Origin of the sequence: Brevundimonas sp. UBA5713 (assembly GCF_002419815.1) — a bacterium.
In the GTDB taxonomy this organism is placed as follows: Bacteria; Pseudomonadota; Alphaproteobacteria; order Caulobacterales; family Caulobacteraceae; genus Brevundimonas.
In genome coordinates this window covers 160,940-178,670 of sequence record NZ_DIGV01000018.1, presented here as the reverse complement: position 1 = coordinate 178,670, position 17,731 = coordinate 160,940, and the positions used below count along the sequence as shown (strand labels likewise).

At 61.1% G+C, this 17,731-nt stretch carries 18 protein-coding genes and 3 tRNA genes; 10 read left to right on the top strand and 11 right to left on the bottom strand.

Annotated elements, in window-relative coordinates:
• Window positions 1-24 precede the first annotated feature (24 nt).
• From B3B04_RS04810 to B3B04_RS04770, 9 genes are all read right to left on the bottom strand, one after another.
• Window positions 25-345 carry a YbjQ family protein gene (locus B3B04_RS04810; RefSeq protein WP_292040426.1) on the bottom strand — a complete coding sequence of 107 codons (321 nt, stop codon included), beginning with the start codon at window positions 343-345 and terminating at the stop codon, window positions 25-27.
• A gap of 12 nt (window positions 346-357) precedes the next feature.
• The gene (locus tag B3B04_RS04805) at window positions 358-885 is read right to left on the bottom strand and encodes a dihydrofolate reductase (RefSeq protein WP_292040422.1); all 528 of its coding nucleotides are present in this window, start codon (window positions 883-885) and stop codon (window positions 358-360) included.
• Window positions 886-940: 55 nt separating this feature from the next.
• A complete protein-coding gene (locus tag B3B04_RS04800; RefSeq protein ID WP_292040419.1) occupies window positions 941-1,612 on the bottom strand; it encodes an aquaporin in 672 nt (223 codons plus the stop codon).
• A gap of 101 nt (window positions 1,613-1,713) precedes the next feature.
• Window positions 1,714-2,013, bottom strand: coding sequence for a phosphoribosyl-ATP pyrophosphohydrolase (locus B3B04_RS04795; RefSeq protein WP_292040417.1), 300 nt, complete (start codon window positions 2,011-2,013; stop codon window positions 1,714-1,716).
• Window positions 2,014-2,027: 14 nt separating this feature from the next.
• Complete coding sequence (locus B3B04_RS04790) at window positions 2,028-2,885, bottom strand: thymidylate synthase (protein WP_292040415.1); 858 nt, start codon at window positions 2,883-2,885, stop codon at window positions 2,028-2,030.
• A 130-nt stretch (window positions 2,886-3,015) separates the two neighbouring features.
• Entirely contained in the window at window positions 3,016-3,951 is a 936-nt protein-coding gene (locus tag B3B04_RS04785; protein WP_292040413.1) for a CsgG/HfaB family protein, read from the bottom strand.
• 39 nt (window positions 3,952-3,990) lie between these two features.
• Window positions 3,991-5,325: a hypothetical protein gene (locus tag B3B04_RS04780; protein ID WP_292040411.1), complete on the bottom strand. Its 1,335-nt coding sequence runs from the start codon at window positions 5,323-5,325 to the stop codon at window positions 3,991-3,993.
• Window positions 5,326-5,410: 85 nt separating this feature from the next.
• Window positions 5,411-5,965: a DUF924 family protein gene (locus tag B3B04_RS04775; RefSeq protein ID WP_292040408.1), complete on the bottom strand. Its 555-nt coding sequence runs from the start codon at window positions 5,963-5,965 to the stop codon at window positions 5,411-5,413.
• A 79-nt stretch (window positions 5,966-6,044) separates the two neighbouring features.
• A tRNA-Pro gene (locus B3B04_RS04770) sits at window positions 6,045-6,121 on the bottom strand.
• Between the two features lie 218 nt (window positions 6,122-6,339).
• Here B3B04_RS04770 and B3B04_RS04765 point away from each other — a divergent pair.
• Both B3B04_RS04765 and B3B04_RS04760 read left to right on the top strand, forming a co-directional pair.
• Window positions 6,340-6,413: transfer RNA gene (locus B3B04_RS04765), tRNA-Gln, on the top strand.
• A gap of 290 nt (window positions 6,414-6,703) precedes the next feature.
• Complete coding sequence (locus tag B3B04_RS04760; RefSeq protein WP_292040406.1) at window positions 6,704-7,144, top strand: hypothetical protein; 441 nt, start codon at window positions 6,704-6,706, stop codon at window positions 7,142-7,144.
• 72 nt (window positions 7,145-7,216) lie between these two features.
• Here B3B04_RS04760 and B3B04_RS04755 read toward each other — a convergent pair whose 3' ends face one another.
• A complete protein-coding gene (locus B3B04_RS04755) occupies window positions 7,217-10,504 on the bottom strand; it encodes an autotransporter outer membrane beta-barrel domain-containing protein (protein WP_292040405.1) in 3,288 nt (1,095 codons plus the stop codon).
• 275 nt (window positions 10,505-10,779) lie between these two features.
• Here B3B04_RS04755 and B3B04_RS04750 point away from each other — a divergent pair, with 275 nt between their 5' ends.
• Complete coding sequence (locus tag B3B04_RS04750) at window positions 10,780-12,024, top strand: glycosyltransferase (protein ID WP_292040403.1); 1,245 nt, start codon at window positions 10,780-10,782, stop codon at window positions 12,022-12,024.
• A 104-nt stretch (window positions 12,025-12,128) separates the two neighbouring features.
• On the opposite strand, the gene B3B04_RS04745 is transcribed toward B3B04_RS04750, so the two are convergent.
• Window positions 12,129-12,205 (bottom strand) — tRNA-Asp (locus B3B04_RS04745).
• A gap of 400 nt (window positions 12,206-12,605) precedes the next feature.
• Between B3B04_RS04745 and B3B04_RS04740 the strand changes: the two genes are divergently transcribed.
• The 7 genes from B3B04_RS04740 (at window position 12,606) to nuoF (ending at window position 17,726) form a co-directional block, all read left to right on the top strand.
• Window positions 12,606-12,983 (top strand): NADH-quinone oxidoreductase subunit A, encoded by a 378-nt coding sequence (locus B3B04_RS04740; RefSeq protein WP_292040401.1) that lies wholly within the window; start codon window positions 12,606-12,608, stop codon window positions 12,981-12,983.
• Complete coding sequence (locus tag B3B04_RS04735; RefSeq protein ID WP_292040400.1) at window positions 12,953-13,573, top strand: NuoB/complex I 20 kDa subunit family protein; 621 nt, start codon at window positions 12,953-12,955, stop codon at window positions 13,571-13,573. Before B3B04_RS04740 ends, B3B04_RS04735 begins: the two co-directional genes overlap by 31 nt.
• Window positions 13,570-14,193, top strand: a complete 624-nt coding sequence (locus B3B04_RS04730; protein ID WP_292040399.1) for an NADH-quinone oxidoreductase subunit C — start codon at window positions 13,570-13,572, stop codon at window positions 14,191-14,193. The genes B3B04_RS04735 and B3B04_RS04730 overlap by 4 nt, the downstream gene beginning before the upstream one ends.
• Window positions 14,194-14,293: 100 nt before the next feature.
• Entirely contained in the window at window positions 14,294-15,472 is a 1,179-nt protein-coding gene (locus B3B04_RS04725) for an NADH-quinone oxidoreductase subunit D (protein WP_292040477.1), read from the top strand.
• Entirely contained in the window at window positions 15,469-16,137 is a 669-nt protein-coding gene (gene nuoE, locus B3B04_RS04720; RefSeq protein ID WP_292040397.1) for an NADH-quinone oxidoreductase subunit NuoE, read from the top strand. Before B3B04_RS04725 ends, nuoE begins: the two co-directional genes overlap by 4 nt.
• Complete coding sequence (locus tag B3B04_RS04715; RefSeq protein ID WP_292040394.1) at window positions 16,137-16,406, top strand: hypothetical protein; 270 nt, start codon at window positions 16,137-16,139, stop codon at window positions 16,404-16,406. The genes nuoE and B3B04_RS04715 overlap by 1 nt, the downstream gene beginning before the upstream one ends.
• Window positions 16,407-16,412: 6 nt before the next feature.
• Window positions 16,413-17,726: an NADH-quinone oxidoreductase subunit NuoF gene (gene nuoF, locus B3B04_RS04710; RefSeq protein WP_292040392.1), complete on the top strand. Its 1,314-nt coding sequence runs from the start codon at window positions 16,413-16,415 to the stop codon at window positions 17,724-17,726.
• Window positions 17,727-17,731: the final 5 nt, after the last annotated feature.

Sequence of the window (17,731 nt, the reverse complement as noted above, 5' to 3'; positions counted from 1 at the left end):
ATCCGCAGCGGATCGGCCTTTTCTTTAGACAGGTTCGACCAAGACCGCCGAACCATAGGCCAGCACCTCGGTGGTGCCGGGCATGATCTCTGTCGCATCATAGCGCACAGCCAGAATAGCGTTGGCACCCAGTTCGCCCGCGTGCTTGACCAGTTCGGAATAGGCCTCGGCGCGGCCCTGTTCGGCCAGTTTCACATAGGCTCCGATGCGCCCACCGATCATGGCGTGAACCGAGCCGATGAAATCGGATACAGCATTGCGCGATCGGACGGTCACACCACGGGCCATGCCCAGATGTTTGACGATGCGATATCCGGCCAGATCATTTGTGGTCACGACCAGCATGGGCAATCCTCCTTAACGGCGGTCCAACGTGCGGAAGGTGAAAGCATGATCGTCCTTCTCTCCCGCAGGGTGGCTTTCATTCAGCGTCTCGATCCAGTCGGAGGGATCAAAACGGGGAAAGAAGACATCGCCTTCGGGGGCGGCGTCTACCTCGGTGATGTACAGGCGTTTGGCGCGTGGCAGGGTGGCTTCAAATATGGCCGATCCGCCGACCACGCAGATTTCGTCTACCTCATCGTCGCTGGCCTGCTCACGGGCGATGGAGAGGGCGTCATCCAGACTGGTGCAGACGACACAGCCCTTGGCCTTGGGGTCTTCGTGATAGGATTCGTCCTTGGTCAGGACGATGTTGAGACGACCCGGCAGGGGGCGCAGAGGCAGGCTTTCCCAGGTTTTTCGGCCCATGATGCAGGGCTTGCCGATGGTCACGGCCTTGAACCGTTGCAGGTCCGACCGGATACGCCACGGAAGGTCGCCGTCGCGTCCGATCACGCCGTTGGAGCCGCGGGCGACGACAAGGGCAATGTGGGGTAGGGGCAATCTTATTCTCCGCAGGGAATCAGGGGCGGCACAGGCCGCCCCTTCATCTGCAGAGTTAGTCTTGGGGTTCCAACAGTTTCAAGCGGAACAGTAGGCCACCGATGGCACCGCCGATCAGCGGCGCGACGATGAACACCCAAAGCTGGCTCATGGCCTGACCACCTGCCAGCAGGGCCGGGCCAAAACTACGGGCCGGATTGACCGACACGCCGGTCACCTGAATGCCGACAATGTGGATCAGGGCCAGAGTGATACCGATAGAAACACCGGCAAACGCGCCATGCCCCTTGGCCCCCGTCACGCCCAGAATGGCAATCAGGAACACTGCCGTGGCGACGATCTCGAAAATCAGCGCGGCTTGCAGGCCGTAACCGCCCGGCGATCCGGCATCAAAGCCGTTCTGGCCCAGTTGGGCAAAGCCGGTCTTGGCGATGCTGGCGAGGATAAAGGCCCCCACGACGGCACCGATGAACTGGGCGATCCAATAGATCACCATGTCCTTGGCCGACATGCGGCCCGCGATAAACGCACCGAGGCTGACGGCCGGATTGACGTGACAGCCGGACACCGGACCAATGCCATAGGCCATGGCGACAATGGCAAAACCAAAGGCGAGGGCGATACCCAGCTGGCCGACAACGTCAAAGCCAGCCAATACAGCCGCACCACACCCGAACAAAACCAAGACGGCAGTGCCGATCAACTCGGCTGCGAACTTCTTGATCATGGACGTTCTCCCGAAAGCTGCGCCCGCAGACGGTCTGAGGGAATCAGCTTTCGAAGAGTGGCGCTAGATCAGCCCCTTTGGCTATCCGGTGTGTCGTAAGTTTACGTTTGGGGATTGAGCCAGCTCAGCCATTTGCGCTGCATGGCGGCCTCGATGTCGATGCCCGCGTGGTCGCAATAGATCAGAAGCATACCAAGGACATCGGCGGCCTCGTCGGCCTGTGCCTGCGGATTGCCTTCGCCCCGTGCTCGGCGGCTTAGGCGCAGGTGTTCGGCCGTCAGCTCGCCCAGCTCTTCCTGCAGTTTCAACAGCGCCCAGTCACGGTCACGGTCGATATTGTGCTCGCGCGCGTAGATATCAGAGATGCGGAGAACCGCATCCTGTAGGTCTTTGATCGTCATAGTAATTTAAGACCTCAGACCGAAACGGCGGCCTTGATGTGAGGGTGTGCCTCATAGCCGACCAAGGTGAAGTCCTCCGGCTGGAAGGCGAACAAATCAGTATGCGCGGCCATTTCCATCGTCGGGAACGGCAGCGGCGTGCGCGTCAGCTGTTCGCGGGCCTGATCCAGATGGTTGAGATACAGGTGCGCATCACCAAAGCTGTGCACGAACTCGCCCGGCTTTAGCCCCACCACCTGCGCCACCATCATGGTCAGCAGAGCGTAGGAGGCGATGTTGAACGGCACGCCGAGGAAGACATCAGCCGAGCGCTGATAGAGTTGGCAGCTCAGCTTTCCGTCCGCGACAAAGAACTGGAACAGGCAATGACAGGGCGGCAGGGCCATATCGTCCACGTCTGCCGGATTCCACGCGCTGACGATATGACGACGGCTGTTCGGATTATTCTTCAGGCCGTGAACCAGTTTTTCGATCTGGTCGATCACGCGGCCATCGGGTGCCGTCCACGAACGCCATTGCTTGCCATAGACGGGGCCTAGTTCGCCCTCGGCGTCGGCCCATTCGTCCCAGATACTGACCTTGTTTTCCTTGAGCCAGGCGATGTTGGTTTCGCCGCGCAGGAACCACAGCAGCTCGACGATGATCGAGCGCGTGTGCAGCTTCTTGGTCGTCAGAAGGGGAAAGCCCTTGGACAGGTCAAACCGCATCTGGCGGCCAAACACGCCCAGCGTGCCCGTGCCTGTGCGGTCGCCGCGCTCAACGCCATTGTCCAGAATATCACGCAGCAGATTCAGGTATTGCCATTCAGGATGGTCAGCGGGGGCCGCACCTGAGCGGATTGAAAGTTCGGCGAGGGCGGCATGGGCTGTCATGCGCACTAGAATGCCTCCGATTCGGCACGGACGCATTTCACGGATTCGAAATACCACAGCCAAAAAATACGCCCGCCGCTAAACCGCGACGGGCGTTGGATTTTTATGCTGATAGAGGGTGTGGATTATTTTAGGTGCCGGGCGCGAGGCGCTCGTTCTGGACCCAACCGACATTGTCGTTGTCGTCCATAACTTCCCACCAGACGCCGCTACGGTTGCCGGTCGGATACAGGCGCAGGCCCACGGGCAAGGCGCGAACCACAGAACCACCATCCGGTGCCGAGCGCAGGGTCGAAGGCTGCTGCACCGTATAGGTCTGGATCGGCGCGTCTTGTGCTGCATCACCGCTCAAGCCGCCCAACTGGGTGACCATGTCGGTGTACGCCTGAATGAAGGAAGCAGCGACGATGCGACCGATCTCGGTGTTCTCATAGGCACCGCCGCCCAGCGCACCGGCACCGAAGCCCGCAGCACCGGCACCCCACGACATGTTGTTACGCGAGGCGTAGCCTTCGGTCACGGCGACGGTTTCCGAGGTGCGCACGCTGGTCAACGACAGCACGGTGTTGGCTTCCTGACGGCGCGTACGCAGGCCGCCGACAATGGCACCCGCGCGACCGCCCAATGCCGCACCGGCCAGACCAGCCAGAGCCGATCCGCCCGCATTGTCGTTCTGGCTGGCAATCTCGCCCACCAGCACATAGTCGGCCGCGCGCACCTGACCGCCGCCGATGTTCGAGCCGCGTTGCAGGTCACCGCCTGCCGCCATGTCGCGCTCGCGTTGCGCCACGTTCATGCCCGCACCGCGGTCCACCAGTGTGAAGCAACCCGAGCGCTGGATAACCACGCGCAGCAGCGACTGCGGGGGCGAAAGCTGGAGCTCGCGCCAATACGACGACTGACCATCGGTGATGGTCACGGTGCCCAGATTGGTGGTGCAACGGGGGATGTTGGCCATCTGCTGGTTTTGTGCGCGCTGGGCACCGGTGGGCCGGTTCTGGGCCTCGGCCACAGCCGGAAGGCCTAGGCCGATAGCCAGTGCGGCAACCGTAGACGTCTTGAGCATTGCTTTCACGGCATTCCTCTCCAAATTTTACTATGGGGGTTAGATACGATCAGCTTGAACCCAGCCGGTCGTATCGTCGGCTGTACGCACTTCAATCCAGCTGTCGTCACGGTTGCCCGTAGGACGCAGCGTGTCTCCGGGGTTGAGCGCCTTGACCGGACGGCCGCTCGGCGCGTCGCGCAGTACCGAGGTGCGGCTGGTGGTCAGCTCTGCATGGGAGGCGGGGGCCACGGCGAATGCCGCGCGTGATGGGGTCGGGTTAATGTCGACTGCGGCCTCGGCAGCCAATTGGCGAGCCGGAGCAGGGGCGTCGGTCAAATGGGAAACCGCTTCCCGCTCGGCGGCCAGACGTTCGCGCTCTTCACGGCGGATCTGTTCTCGGATGCGGTTTTCTTCGGCCAATCGGGCCTGCTCCGCACGTTCACGCTCGCGGATTTCCGCCTGGCGCGCGCGATCAGCTTCGGCTTCGCGCTCGGCCTCGGCTGCGCGCAGGGCTTCACGGTTGGCGACGACGACCTCTGGCGTGGCATCACCCGTCCCGCCCAGGCTGGTCACCAGATCGGCGTAGGCACGTACCAGAGCCAGAGCGACAGTCTTGCCTGAATCTTCGCTTTCATAGCCCGCCCCGACGCGCCCACCGAAATGGTTGTCGCGGATACGCAGGCGGCGCAGGTCATCCTTGTTGGCAATCGCGCGGGTGTAACCGACCGTCTCGGCCAGCGGCACGCTGGAAAGTGACATGACGACTTGAGCGTCCTCCTTGCCCTTGGACAGGTCCTTTTCCAGTTCCTTCAAGGAATCCACGGTCCGACGGTTCAGCGACTGGGTCAGCTGGTTGGTGGCCACATTGGCCCCCATGCCCAGAAGCTGGCTCATTCCCTGACCAAGTTCCGCACCACCTTCGCCTTGGGTCAGTGCCGCCATGCCAGCCGTCAGAGCCATGCGCGCACCCGATGACATCAGCGTGCCCATCAGCCCGCTGCTGCGATCTTCGGTAGCGGCATCCACGGTGTTGCCCAGTTCGGCCACGAGCACGAAGTCGGCGGTGCGGATACGGCCCGCAGCGCCAAGACTGCGCTCGCGCTCAACGACATCCATACCCGGCCCGCGCTCGATCAGACGGAAACAGCCCGACTCACGAATAAGATGGCGCAGGACTTCCGTGGGGCTACCCAATCCCAGCTGGCTGAACATCTGGGACTGGGTGTCGGCAATGGCCAAGGTCCCGAAATTCTGGGTGCAACGCGGCACCTCGTTGATCACGGAAGTGGATTCGGTAGCCTTACCGCGACCGAAAAACTGCGCGTCGGCAGTGGTCGGCAACAAGCAAACCAAGCTGGCGGCGGCCAGCAGGCCAAGACGTCGATGTGACATGTCGTACTCAATGCGAATTCAAACTTGGAAAGACGCATAGCATAGGTTGTTCACATTACCGCACCGTCTAGGACACAAAAAAGCCCTAACCCGAGAAGCCGCCGCCGTCCAAAAAGGCCTGTTCTGCAGCGGTAGTCGTGCGGCCAAGTGACTGGTTTCTATGAGGAAAGCGTCCAAAATCGCGGATCGCATCGCGATGGATGACCGCGTATTTATAGGTGTCGGGATGAGTCTCTTCGGACAGGATGCGCAACAGCTCTTCCTGATCCTCAAGTGATTCAGAATGCATCAGCGGCATCAGGATAAAGGGTTGGAGGGGGAGGTCGACGGCCTGATGATAGCCTTGGGCGATCGCGATGCGGGTGAAATGCACGGCCAGTGAATCGGTCGCGAACATATGCGCCGTATCGCGGAAGGCGTTGCGCGGCAGTTGGTCGAGCAAAATCAACAGCGCCAGTGCGCCGTGTGCCGTTTCCATCCAGAGGTCGAGATCTCGCCGCGCGGCGGCATAGTGCGCCTCAAGAAAGCGGTCTTTGAAGGCCTTATCGAAGGCGTCGTCCTTGGAAAACCATTTGGACGGGCCAGCGTCGATCCAGAAATTCACGACATCGGCGGGGGAGGGCAAAACATTTTCTGTCATGGCCCCAGCATAGCCTATCAACGACAAAAGCCACCCCGAACAGGATGGCTTGGCGATCAACAGATTGTTGAGGGGAAGATGGTCGGAGTGGCAGGATTCGAACCTGCGACCCCCGCGTCCCGAACGCGGTGCTCTACCAGACTGAGCCACACTCCGACTTTTCTTCGAACAGGAGAGCCGCGGCCCGCCGTCGAGGAGTGGGTGTATAGCTACCCTCTTTCTGGTGCGCAATAGGGGAAATAGCACTTTTAAAAAAACACATTGCTCCATGAAAATTTCTGCAATTTCAGCACGAAAGGTGTTGCGCGCCGCGAAGTGTGGAGCTATCAACCACACATCGCCGGGGCGCACTGCTTCGGCGGGCACCGGACCGCTGGGGAATGGTGTAATGGTAACACTACGGTTTTTGGTACCGTCATTCTAGGTTCGAGTCCTAGTTCCCCAGCCATCCGTTCCGCAAAGGGCCGCCTGATTAAGGCGGCCTTTTTGCTGTCCGGGCCCTGACAATCCCATAGGCGCGGGATGAAGTTCGTTCTCCGACTTGAATAGGGTCATGCTTCTCGGTGGGAGGTAGAGATGACACGACGCTCAGGTTTCAAGTTTTCGACGCTAGCGTTATCGAGTGCAGCGCTTTTGATTGTGTCGGGCGCAGCCTTCCTGTGTTGGCCCAAAACGCCCGCATCGACCGAAAACGTGGCTGAATCGGTCGCGCAAGCAGAGACGATGGCGATCACGACCGTGATGGACACGGACTCGCAGCTAGATCCGATGCCATCGTCGAGGGTTCAGCCGATTATCGAGGGGGATTTGCGGGCCTATTCCGACTCCATTCGCCATCTGTGGGCCAGCGGACCGAATCTAGCCGAGCACTATGTGCAGATGGTTATTCCGTGCGGGGCGCGATGCCGTCAGCTGGTCATCGGCAATATGACGACTGGTGAACTGGTGCAGACCGGCATGGGGTTCGACGATATGGACGATCTGGACAGCGATTCACTGCGCACTGCCGATTTGTTGCTGCTGATGTGGGTGAACGGCGGGCAAGGGAACTGTGCGCGCGCCATCTACCGTTGGGATGGTCGACACCTGATGGGTGTCAGCGATGTGGTGACCTACAGCTATACGGACGCGGGGTGCGGCCAGTTCACCCTCCCGTTAGTGATGGGGGACATCGGCTAGCTCCCGCCAGAGTGCCAACAAAAAAGCCGCCGGAGCGATCCGGCGGCTTTCTTATGAAGTGTTGTCGTCCGCTTAGAACTTGAAGCTGGCGCGCAGCAGCAGGGTGTAGCGCACATAGTCTTCCAGCAGCTCTGCATCACCGGTGATGGACAGCATCCCCAGATCGTTGCCGACGTTCAGACGGAAGCCCAGGATCGGACCACCACCTTCGATGCCGTCCGCCTTCAGGCGGAAGTAGTCGCCGCCCGACTTGAAGCGGGCCACGGTCTCGCCTGCATCCATCGAAAGGATGTGGCGATAGCCGATGCGCACTTCCGGACGAACCCAGCCATTCTGACCAAAGCCATAGCCGATGTTCAGAGCGGCCACGCCCGAGGCGATGTGGCTGTCACGGTCGTTGATTTCCAGATCAAAGCCATCACCGCCGCCGCTTTCGCTGCGTCCATCTTCGCTTAGCGAGAAGTATTCCGCGTAAACCTCGGGGCGGACGTTGAGGCGACCATAATGCTTCTCGTACGAAGCCCCTGCGGCAGCCGACAAGGTAAAGCCGTTCCAGTCGGATTCGTTCTTCAGGTTCACGCCATCGGCAACCAGACGACGCGTCGCCTCGAACTGGGCATAGCCGCCAGCGGCGCGGGCCCACGTGGTCCAGTTCTGGCCTTGAGCACGCCAGTACAGGCCCAGCTCCAGCAGGTTCGCCGACAGAACTTCTTCAGCCGCCGATTCCGGATCCTCGATGTCCGAGGAGGTGAAAGCCGCCGACACGCCGAAGGCACCGGCCTTGGTGCCGCGTTCCACGCCACCGGCGACGCCAAAGCCTTCCGAGCGGAAGCCGTAGGAGTCGGTCTTGTCCTTGTCGGCGTAGAAGTTGATTTCCTGCAGCCAGGCGCTGGTCTCGCCTTGGGCCGCCGAAGCGTTACGGCCGGTGAGGGCGCGGGTCACCGCATCCACACCGGAGGCCAGCGACATCAGCGGGCCGCCCGAGTGATCCGGCAGCATCTGCTCGTACAGATCGAAGAAACCGTCGCGCGTGGTCTGGCCCAGCAGGGCGCGGCGGATCACTTCGTTTTCGGCCAAGCCCTGATAGAGCACGTCATAGGCCTGAGCCTCGACGCCGATCATACCAGCCTCGGACGCGGTGCGGCGGCGGGCATCGATATAGACCTGGCCCGCAGCAGTATCTGCGTCGGACTCTACCACATAGGCGTAGGGGGCATTTTCATCGAGGATCAAGTCCTTGATGTCGCCGCCCAGCGTCAGAGTGTCGGCGTCGATGATGGTGAACCGTGTTTCGTCCTGCAGCAGGGTATCGAAACGTACGCCCAGATTGGCTCCATCCGCGAGGTTGGCCGCCCCGTTGACCTTAAAGCCACCTGCGGTGCCCTTGCTGGGGTCCAGCGACACGATGAGGGTGCCTTCGTTACCGATATTCAGGCCGGTAACATTGGTGGTGCCCGTCTGGCGGGCATCCAGCGTGCCCTTGCCGATGTCGATGTTCAGGCGACCATCACCCGTATCCAGCGCGCCCGCTACGGTCGCGCCGCCCGAAATGCGCAGGGTATCTGCGCCGGTGCCGAACGAGATGTCGCCATTGACCGTGCCATTGCGGATGTCGATGACGTCATTGCCGGAGCCAAGACGAATATTGCCCGTGGTGCGTGCGCCAGCTTCGGCAGTCGAGCCGATCTGGATGTCGCCGCCTTCAGACGTGGTCGCGGTGCCGGCCGGCTTGTCCTGCACGAACGTAAAGCCGGTGGTGTTATTGCTGGCATTGATGGCGGTAGCCACGCCGGTCACGGTGTCTGCATCGTCGCGCGGACCCACCACAGCCGTGATGTTACCCGTGTTGGTGACGGACGTCAGCGTACCCGAAAGGTCGTTGATGGCGGTGGCGCTGGCCTTGCCGCCAGAGACGTCGGCCTGAATTGTGCCGCTGTTCGTAAGCGAGGTCAGGTTGGAGCCCGCATCCAATTGAATACCGCTGACCTGGTCGGCGGACTTGGTCGTGGCAGTGGCGCGGATAAGTCCGGAGTTGTTCAGCTGCGGCGTCGACGCACCGGCGCCCAAGCGCACGGCCGTGGCACTGCCCTCGGTGGCTACGGCAACAATGTCGCCCTGATTGCGAAAGCCGCCGTCAATCGTCACGGCTTGGCCACCATCGACGCCCACGCGCAGTGCGGTCGCGTCCACGTCGTCATAGACGCCGAACGCGCTGATCTGACCGCGGTTGATAAGGCCATAGGCGTTTTCGCCGGTACCGACATTGCCGAGCGTGATATCGCGGTTGGCAGAGCCGACCTGCAGAGCAGGGGCAGCGCCGTAGGCTACGATGTTCGCACGCCCCTCTTGGGCGTCGGTCAGGCCGTCGCCGTCGCGGTCAGGGTCTTCGCGGTTCTTGATGCCGTCGCCGTCATCATCCTCGTCGCCGTTTTTGACGCCGTTGTCGTCGTCATCGCCCTCGATACCGCCAGGCCCGTAAGTCGGGCCCGAATCCAGTATCAGGCCTTGGCTGAGGTTGGCTGCGATGCTGACAGCCGGACCGCCTTGCAGCAGGTCGTCTTCATCCAGCTTTTCGAGATAGACGCCCTTGGGATTGGCATTGGTTTCCGGCGCGTTGGGCGGACGGGTGTTGTAACGATAGCCCGTGGCGGTAATGGCACCTTGAATATTGGCGCGGCCGGTGACGTCGCCTTCGACGACGACACCTTGAGCGTTTTCGCCCTTGGCGTTGACCGTGCCCAGAATATCGACATTGCCCGTTGTCGCGCCGCCGATGTGGATGGCGGTCGAGTTGTCGCCGGTAACGCTCACCTGACCATAGCTGGTGAAGTTACCCTGACGATCGCTCTCGATCGAAACGGCGCGGGAGTTGTTGCCTTCGACGGCGATGGTGCCGGAGTTCTCGATCAGGATATTGCCGCGCGACACGCCCGGGCCGGTGACGCGCAGGCCATAGCGGTCCTGGCCCTCGGCAAACGGACCGTCGGGAATGCCGTCATCGTTCGTATCCGGTGCGGTTTCCAGCTTGTCGTTAACGGCGATGCGACCGCCGATGGTGACAGGGCTGTTGTACCCGCCTTCTACCAGAACCGCAGTCGAGCCGTTCTCGGACTTGTCCATGGTGATGGACGAGCCTGAATCCATATCGAAGCCGTTGGAGGAGTTCACCCGAACCGCCACGCCGGAAGCGATGGCGATTGATCCGGCATTGGACATACGAATGTCGTCGGGGGCAGAGCCGGTCGCCGTGGCCGTCGCGATAGGAGTCGTACGGGCAGTGGAAACAACAGTTTCCGCCCACGCACCTGAGGCAACGGTCAGAGGGGCAATCGCCGCCGCAGTTACGAGTAGTGCACGCATTCGAAACAAACCCCTCGAAGCAATCAGTCGTCAGGACGCAAGCCGCCCGTTTAGCAGCACATCCATTTGTTGACCCCAAGTTTCTTAGTTTTAAGTCGAAAGCAAGGGCAAACGGCGCATTTCCGCGTCTAGAGATATAGTCACAAGACGCAGTTACGGCGTTATTATGGCGGCAACCTGTACTGGTGATGAACAGAAGCGATTCGTCTTTTTCGGACGCATCCCAAGCTAAGCTCACGCGTTGTGGGTGGTCCGGTCGTAAAGGTCCTGCTTCAATGAGCTATGTAGAAATTCAGGAAACGGAACTCAGCCTTGTTCCGGCGCTTGATGAAACCGTCACCCGCACCCTGAAAAGTCTCAAGCAAAGGGCACAGGATCCGCGTCCCCGGCTTGTCGATTCGACCATGCTTTATGCGCCGCGTTCGGGCGGGGTGAAGCGCTATCTCCTGGCCAAAAAGGCCTGGCTGGCAGAGCAAAGACCCGGGGTGGACCACACGCTGGTCGTGCCGGGCGCGAAATATGCCTATGGCAATGACGGTATCGTCCAGATCCGTTCGCCCAAGCTGCCGTTCGGTGACGGTTATCGCTGGCCGAGCTCGGCGCGCAAATGGGGCGCATGGGTATCGGCTCTGAACCCGGCGATTATCGAGGCAGGCGATCCTTACACGGCGGGCCAAGGGGCTATCGAGGCCGGTCAGCGGGTCGGCGTGCCCGTCATCGGATTCTGCCACTCTGATCCCGCTGCCCTTGCGGCACTTCATTTTGGTGAATGGGCCAAAAAACCCGTCCAGCGCCGCTGGGCCAAGCTGTTCTCCCAGTTCGACCGTGTGGTCTCGCCCAGCCGCTTTATTGCAAGTCGTCTGGAAGAAGCCGGCGTGCCCGATATCGTCATCCGGCCTCTAGGCGTTGAAATCGACACCTTCCGACCCGATCGTCGCGACCGCGATTGGCTGCTTAAAAAGACGGGTCTGCCGTCGCACGCTCGCTTGCTGTGTTTTGCAGGACGACCTGCGCGCGAGAAGAATATCGACGTGCTGATCGACGCTGTTCAAGCGCTGGGCGATCCCTATTACCTCGTTTTGGTCGGTGCGGGCGCGGGCCTGCCCGCCGAGGATCGGGTCATCTCGCTGGACTATGAAAAAGATCCCCGCGCCGTCGCGCGCATTGTCGCCAGTTGCGATGCCTTTGTGCATGCCAACGACAAGGAGCCGTTTGGCCTGATCGTGTTGGAGGCCATGGCGTGCGGTAGGCCAGTCGTGGGCGTCAATGCGGGCGGCGTGGCCGAAACCGTCGATTCCAGCGTCGGTCAACTGGCACGTTCGGCAGATCCTGATGATTATGCCCAGGCGATCGAAGCGCTGTTTCAGCGCGACATCGAAGCCTTGGGGCAGGCGGCCCGTCAGAAGACCGTCGAACAGTTCGCTTGGTCGCGCGTGTTCGAGGAACTGTCCATGCTCTACGCCGAGACCAGCGGCTGCGCAGAGTTTGCGATGCCGGGAGTGCAACAGCCCGTCAACTGACGGGCGAAGCCTCTCACCGAGGATCACAGCGACCAAAGTCTGATTTTAAGGAGAGGGGGAAGGGCGGTGTGCGCCACTCCGTCTTCAATCAGATTGAAGGGGAGTGGCGCGAGTGACGGGGCTCGAACCCGCGACCTCCGGCGTGACAGGCCGGCACTCTAACCAACTGAGCTACACCCGCGTTTCCCGGCCGGAGCGGCGATGCGCTGCGGCGAGGGCGGTCGTTTATGCGGGGCAGGGCTGCGCGTCAAGCGGCAACCCTGTGGATAAATGCACTTTTCTGAAATTTCAGCAGATTGTCCGCCAAAAACACGCTTCAAGGTCGGGGAGTAGACGTCGGTGAACCGTCTATTGCGGCGGCAACCCGCTTAAAAACCGCACCTTATATAAGGAACTCCTCGGCCCCCTGTGCGTCCTCTTCAGTCAGGCCATTTTGCATAACAGCGTTGCAGAATGAGCGCTCTGTTTTTGCGAACGTTTCTCAATGTGCGCTTATTGGCCAGAGGGGTTTGAACCGTGGCGGAGTTGGGTCTAAGAAGCGCCGAATCCGCCCCCTCTAACCGGCGGGCGAGGCAGCTCGAATGAACGCATTTCTTTTAGAATACCTTCCGATCGTTGTTTTCCTCGGCATCGCTGTGATCCTGGGCTCTCTCTTCATGATTGCCGCCTGGGTTCTGGCCCCGAAGAATCCGGACACCGAGAAGCTCTCGGCCTACGAGTGCGGCTTTAACGCCTTCGACGACGCGCGCATGAAGTTCGACGTCCGGTTCTATCTGGTGTCGATCCTGTTCATCATCTTCGACCTCGAAATCGCCTTCCTGTTCCCGTGGGCCGTTTCGATCTTCGATCTCTCGCACGGCGAGATGGTCTTTGCTTTCTGGTCGATGATGATCTTCCTCGGCGTGCTGACCGTGGGCTTCATCTACGAATGGAAGAAGGGAGCACTGGAATGGCAGTGATCACGCCTTCGTCGTCGGTTATCGCACCGGCTTCTCCGCTGGTGCCGGCCGGTAGCGCCGCGCGCTCGACCGTTGAGGGCTACGACCCCAAGGTCCACGACAAGTTTTTCGAGGCTGTGAACACCGAACTGGGTGAGCGCGGCTTTCTGACCACGTCTCTCGACGACGTCATCACCTGGGCTCGTACGGGTTCGCTGATGTGGATGTCGTTCGGTCTGGCCTGCTGCGCCGTGGAAATGATCCAGCTGTCGATGCCGCGCTTCGACCTGGAGCGTTTCGGCACGGCTCCGCGTGGTTCGCCGCGCCAGTCGGACCTGATGATCGTGGCCGGTACCCTGACCAACAAGATGGCTCCGGCCCTGCGCAAGGTCTATGACCAGATGCCAGATCCGCGCTACGTCATCTCGATGGGCTCGTGCGCCAATGGCGGCGGCTACTACCACTATTCCTACAGCGTCGTTCGTGGTTGCGACCGCGTGGTGCCGGTTGACGTTTACGTCCCAGGATGCCCGCCGACCTCGGAAGCCCTGCTGTACGGCATCCTGCAACTGCAGAAGAAGATCCGCCGCACGGGGAGCATCGAACGATGAGCGAACTCGTCCGCGTGGCCGAGCGTGAATCGGCCCTGACCCCGCTGGGTACGGAAATGGTGGCGGCTCTCGGTGTCGAGGCCGTCGTTGCCTTTGGTGAACTGACGCTGATCGCTCCGCGCGAACAGATCGTGGAGGTCATGAAGGGCCTGCGCGACCAATTCGGCTTCCAGCAACTGATGGACGTCTGCGGTGCCGACTATCCGGACCGCAAGGAGCGCTTCGAGGTGGTGTACCACCTGTTGTCGTTGACCCGTGCAGCCCGACTGCGCGTCAAGGTCTCGACCGATGAAGTGCAGCCGGTGCCTTCGGTAACCTCGGTCTATCCGTCGGCTGGCTGGTTCGAGCGCGAAGCCTTCGACATGTACGGCATGATCTTCTCGGATCACCCGGACATGCGCCGTATCCTGACCGACTACGGTTTCCAGGGTCACCCGCTGCGCAAAGACTTCCCGATGACGGGCTATGTCGAAGTTCGTTACGACGAAGAGCAGAAGCGCGTGGTCTATGAGCCGGTGAAGCTGGCTCAGGAATATCGTACCTTTGATTTCCTCTCGCCGTGGGAAGGAGCCGACTATCCGGCTCCGGTCCTGCCGGGCGACGAGAAAGCGGGAGCCTGAGCCTATGGCTGACGGACACAACACCCCCGCGCGTCCTCTGGGTGCCGCCATCGATCCGTTCGAGGATTACGAAGACGGCCTGACCCCGCACGCCCGTGCGATGGACGACCGCAAATTCACCATCAACTTCGGCCCGCAACACCCGGCTGCGCACGGTGTGCTGCGTCTGGTGCTGGAACTGGACGGCGAGCTGGTCACGCGCGTTGACCCGCACATCGGCCTGCTGCACCGCGGCACCGAAAAGCTGATGGAATCGCGGACCTATCTGCAGAACATTCCGTATCTGGATCGTCTCGACTACGTGTCGCCGATGAACCAGGAGCACGCCTTCTGCTTGGCTATCGAGCGCCTGTTGGGCGTGGAAGTTCCGTACCGTGGTCAGCTGATCCGCGTACTGTATTCGGAAATCGGCCGCATCCTGAACCACCTGCTGAACTCGACCATGCAAGCCATGGACGTGGGCGCTCTAACCCCGCCTCTGTGGGGCCACGAAGAGCGCGAGAAGCTGATGGTCTTCTACGAGCGCGCCTGCGGTGCGCGTCTGCACGCCAACTATTTCCGTCCGGGCGGCGTCCATCAGGACCTGACGCCCGAACTGATCGACGACATCGACCTGTGGTGTAAGGAATTCCCGAAGGCCCTCGACGATATCGAGAAGCTGGTTACGGAAAACCGTATCTTCAAGCAGCGTAACGTCGACATTGGCGTCGTCTCGAAAGAACAGGCCATGGCCTGGGGCTTCTCGGGCGTGATGCTGCGTGGCTCGGACATCCCGTGGGATATCCGCAAGGCCATGCCTTACGACTGCTACGCCGACATGGAATTCGACATTGTCGTCGGCAAGAACGGCGACTGCTGGGACCGTTACCTGTGCCGCGTCGAAGAGATGCGCCAGTCTGTTCGCATCATGGAGCAGTGCATCCATAAGCTGCGCAACTGCCCGGGTGAGCCGGTTCTGGCCGAAGATCACAAGATCACCCCGCCGCGTCGTGGCGAGATGAAGCGCTCGATGGAAGCGCTGATCCACCACTTCAAGCTCTATACCGAGGGCTTCAAAACGCCTGAGGGTGAAGTGTACGCAGCCGTCGAAGCGCCGAAGGGCGAGTTCGGCGTCTATCTGGTGTCGGATGGCACCAACAAACCTTACCGCGTCAAGCTGTCTGCACCGGGCTTCCGCCACCTGCAGGCCATGGACTGGATGAACCGCGGCCACATGCTGGCTGACGTGTCGGCCATCCTTGGTTCGCTCGACATGGTGTTCGGAGAAGTGGACCGATGAGCGTTCGTCGTCTGGCCAAAGACCAACCCGTTTTCTTCGAGTTCTCGAAGGAGACGATGGAAAAGGCCCAGTGGTGGATCAAGAAATACCCCGAGGGCCGTCGCCAATCGGCGGTGATCCCGATCCTGTGGCTCGTTCAAAAGCAGGAAGGCTGGGTCTCGGAGCCCGCCATCCGCGCCATCGCCGAGCTGCTGGGCATGGCCTACATCCGCGTTCTGGAAGTGGCCACCTTCTACACCATGTTCCAGCTGGAGCCGGTGGGTAAGGTTGCCTTGATCCAGGTCTGCGGCACCACCCAGTGCATGATCCGTGGCTCGCAAGACCTGATGCGCGTTTGCAAGGAAAAGATCGGCCCGAAGGACACCCTGTCCGCCGACGGCCGCTTCACCTGGCAGGAAGTCGAGTGCCTTGGTGCTTGCTCCAACGCGCCGATGGCCCAGATCAACGACTACTACTACGAAGACCTGACGCCCGAGAACATGGCCCAGATCATCGACGATTTTGCCGCTGGCAAGCCGCCGAAGCCGGGCCCGTACAACGGTCGTCACAACTCGGCACCGATCGGTGGGGCCAAGGTCCTGCTGGATCCGAAACTGTACGACGGTTCGGCGGCCAAGCCGATCAAGAAGCTGCCGAACTCCGAACCGGCAAAGGCTGACGCTTGATGGCACGGCCCGATCTCGAATCTCCTGAAGGCAGAGCCGCCTACCGCGCTGAACTGAAGCGCGTGGGCTGGAAGTACCGTCTGGGCGGCTTTGTGCTGATCGTGGTCGCGGCCCTGCTGGTAGTAATCGCTCGGGATGGCAAATTCGGCCTGACCGAAGATGCGGTGAAGGTTGCATACGGCATGTTGTTTGCCGGTTGGGCACTGGTTATCACGGCCATTTTCCAACGCACCCGCCACCACAAACGCCGCATGGCGGAAGGACTTTAAGGAACCATGGTCGGAATCCTCGAAGACAAGGATCGGATCTTCACCAACCTCTACGGCTTCCATGATTGGGGTCTTGAGGGGGCGAAGCAGCGCGGCGCGTGGAACGCCACCAAGGACATGCTGGACCTTGGCCGCGACTGGATCATCAACAATGTGAAGGCCTCGGGTCTTCGCGGCCGTGGCGGCGCCGGTTTCTCGACCGGTCTGAAGTGGTCGTTCATGCCGAAGGAAGTGAAGGACCGTCCTCACTACCTCGTCATCAACGCCGACGAGTCCGAGCCCGCGACCTGTAAAGACCGCGAGATCATGCGTCATGATCCGCATCTGCTGATCGAAGGCGCTCTGATCGCCTCGTTCGCGATGCAGGCCCATGCTTGCTACATCTATCTGCGTGGCGAATACGTGTTCGAGCGGGAGCGCATGGAAGCCGCCGTCAAGCAGGCCTATGAGGCCAAGCTGATCGGCGACAACAACGTCCATGGCTGGGACTTCCACGTCTATATCCACCACGGCGCTGGCGCTTACATCTGCGGTGAAGAGACCGCACTGCTGGAGTCGCTGGAAGGCAAGAAGGGTCAGCCCCGCCTGAAGCCGCCGTTCCCGGCTGGCGCAGGCCTGTACGGCTGCCCGACGACCGTGAACAACGTGGAGTCGATCGCCGTGGTCGGCACCATCCTGCGCCGTGGCGCGGATTGGTTCGCTGCCATTGGCCGTCCGAACAATACCGGCACCAAGCTGATGTCGCTGGCCGGTCACGTAAACACCCCGTGCGTGGTCGAAGAGGCCATGTCCATCCCGCTGCGCCAGCTGATCGAAGATCATGGCGGCGGCGTGCGCGGTGGCTGGGAAAACCTGAAGGCCATCATTCCGGGCGGCGCTTCGTGCCCGGTGATCACCCGCGAACAGGCCGAAGTCGCTCTGATGGACTTCGATTCCATGCGCGAGCAGCGCTCGTCGCTGGGCACCGCCGGTGTGACCGTCATGGACAACTCGACCGACATCGTGAAGGCCATCGCCCGCATCAGCTACTTCTTCAAGCACGAGAGCTGCGGCCAGTGCACGCCGTGCCGTGAAGGCACCGGCTGGATGTGGCGCGTGCTGGAACGCATGGCTATCGGCGATGCCGACCCGTCGGAAATCGACCTGCTGCTGGACGTCGCCAGCCAGGTTGAAGGTCACACCATCTGCGCTCTCGGTGACGCTGCGGCATGGCCTGTCCAAGGCCTGATCCGTCACTTCCGTCACGAGATCGAAGACCGCATCAATCTGTACCGCAACAGCCGCGCGAACTTCGCCGGTCACGCGATTGCGGCGGAGTAAACGTA